At 76.2% G+C, this 2,588-nt stretch carries 2 protein-coding genes; both read right to left on the reverse strand.

What is annotated here, in order from left to right; translation table 11 throughout:
- Window positions 1-1,257, reverse strand: a 1,257-nt coding sequence (locus tag HY68_RS09220; protein ID WP_041986785.1) for a BTAD domain-containing putative transcriptional regulator, incomplete at its 3' end; no start/stop codon positions are given.
- Between the two features lie 126 nt (window positions 1,258-1,383).
- Window positions 1,384-2,588: asparagine synthase-related protein (locus HY68_RS09225; RefSeq protein WP_041986788.1), on the reverse strand; the 1,205-nt coding region annotated here is incomplete at its 5' end.

Raw genomic sequence — 2,588 nt, forward strand, 5'->3', positions numbered from 1 at the left:
CAGCGGCTCCACGGGGCGTACGGCTTCACCGGGGACCCCGAGCGGTTCCCTGCTGGTCGCCAGCACGCGCAGCCCCGGGCAGCGGGTGAGCAGCGTCTCGGCGAGGGCGGCGGCGGCGCCGATCACATGCTCGCAGTTGTCGAGGATCAGCAGCATGGGGCGGCGGGCGAGGTGGTCGACGAGCCGGGCCGTCGGATTGTCCTGCGCCGACGTCCGGTCGTCGCGGGTGGACAGATGCGTCTCGCGCAGGCCGAGCGCGCTCAGTACGGCGCCGGGGAGCGCGGACTCGTGGTCCAGCGGGGCCAGTTCGACCAGCCAGGCGTCCGGCGGGGCCGACTCCTCGGCGAGCCGGGTCTTGCCCGAGCCGCCGGGGCCTGTGAGCGTCACGAGACGGGAGCGGTCCAGGTCGGCGCGGATGACGGCGAGTTCGCGTTCGCGGCCGACGAAGGAGGTCAGCCGGGGGCGGATGTTGCCTGCGGGCGCGGCGGGCGCTGCGGGCGCGGCGGGGCCTGTGGCTCCGCCGGGCGGCGGACCGGGTCCGGTGGCGGTCAGCAACTGCCCTTGCAGCGCGACCAGTTCGGGTCCGGGGTCGACGCCGAGCCCGTCGGCCAGGGTGCGGCGCGTCCGCTCGTAGGCGGCGAGGGCGTCGGCCTGGCGGCCCTGCGCCCGCAGCGCCCGGATGAGCAGCGCGTGGAACGGCTCGTCGTACGGACGGGTCGCCGTCAGCTCCTTCAGCTCGGGTACAAGGCTGTGCGTGACCCCGCAGCGCAGATCGGCCTCGATGCGGTGCTGGAGCGCGGCGAGCCGCTGCGCCTCGGGCCGTACGCCGTGGTCACCGCCGGGCAGATCGACGAGCGCGGTCCCGCGCCACAGGGCCAGCGCCTCGCGCAGGGTGCGGGCGGCGGCCCGGGGATCGTCCGCTTCGAGCTGCGCGGCGCCCTCGCGGGCCAGCTTCTCGAAGACGTACAGGTCGACGTCGTCGGGCCCGGCGGCGAGCCGGTAGCCGCCGGGGTCCGAATCGACGGCCTCTTTACCGAGGACGCGACGCAGCCGCCCCACGAGCGCCTGGAGCGCGGCCCCCGCGTCGTACGGCGGGTCGGCGCCCCACACCCCGTCGACCAGTTCACCGACGGGCACGGCCCGCCCGGGCCGCAACGCGAGCACCGCAAGCAGAGCCCGCAGCCGCGCCCCGCCGAGCGGCAGCACGCCGCCCGTCGCGTCCCGCGCCTCGGTGACCCCCAGGATGAAATACCGCACGGCCCCATTGTCACCTCAGGGTCTGACAACGGCCTGTGGTTTCTCCGGGGAGTCGCCCCGTGGCCGCCCGCCGGACCCGCTCCACGGATGCGCCCGCTACGGATGCGGCCTCCACGGATGCGGCCTCTACGGATGCAGCGTCGGGCGCGGGATCACGCCTCCCGCCACCGCACGCTGGCGTGGCGCCGCCGTGCCCGTCCAGCACGTGCCCCTGCGGGACAGCAGACGGCGCAGCCACAGCTCCGTGGAGACCAGGTCGGCCAGGCCGTCCAGGGGGACCCGTTCGCCCTCCGCCGCCGCCCGCAGGGCCTTGCGGACCACTCGGGCCTCGATCAGGCCCGCGTCCGCCAGCAGGGGGGCGTCGAAGAGGGTGATGAGGTCGCCCACCGCCACGCGCAGTCCGGCGCGGGTGGCGGCGGCCGAGGTTTCGCGTGAGGTGGCGCCCCAGCCCTGCGGCAGGTCGTGGATGCCGGCCCCGGCGAGGACGGTGCGCAGGATCTCGGCGCGGGCGTCCGGCTGGACGCGCAGCGCTTCGGGGAGTTCGCGGCAGGCGCGGACGACCTGGTTGTCGAGGAACGGCGCGTGCAGGCGCTGGCTGCGGATCTCGGCGGCCTGTTCGAAGACGCGGTGGTCGGCCGCGTACCGGGCGAGCACGGCACGCGCGCGTGCCTCGCCCGGGCGCTGGACGGAGGTGGGGCGGATCGCTGCGGCGGTGAGCCGGGCCGCGACCTGCGCGAGTGCTTCGCCGGTGAGCCAGCGGGCGGCGGGGCCAGGCCGGGACCAGGTGAGGGCGGACAGCGCCGCGTTGACCGGTCCGTCGTACACGGGTGAGCCCGCCGCCCTGTTGGCGTCGGGGAGGCGGGCCGCCGCCTGTTCGAGGCCGGTGCGGTAGGGCGTACGGGCGAGTCTGCGCGCCGCCCGGTAGACGGTGAGCGGCACGAACAGTGAGGCGGGCGAGGCGCCTTCGGCCTTGACGAGTTCGGTGACGGGCCGCAGCAGGTTGCGTCTGCGCCGGTCGAGCAGCAGGTCCGCCATGCGCGCGGGGTGCGCGTCGAGGACTTCGCGCGCGCCGGCGCCGGTGAAGTGGTCGGCGCTGCCCGCGGCGAAGCGGCGCCGGTGCCGCTCGGCGGAGATCAGCGAGGGGCCGGGTTCGTCGGTGAGCGCGCCGTCGAGTTCGGCGTACGGCAGGGCCTCTTCACCCGCGGCGACGACGACGTGGTGCAGCCGGGGGTTGGCGGCGATGATCCGGGCGCGTTCGAGTTCGGCCTCGTCGCGGCGGCCGGGCGCCAGGTCGTTGAAGGTGACGGCGAGCAGCCGCTCCCCCGCGCCCG

Origin of the sequence: Streptomyces sp. AcH 505, assembly GCF_000818175.1 — a bacterium.
In the GTDB taxonomy this organism is placed as follows: domain Bacteria; phylum Actinomycetota; class Actinomycetes; order Streptomycetales; family Streptomycetaceae; genus Streptomyces.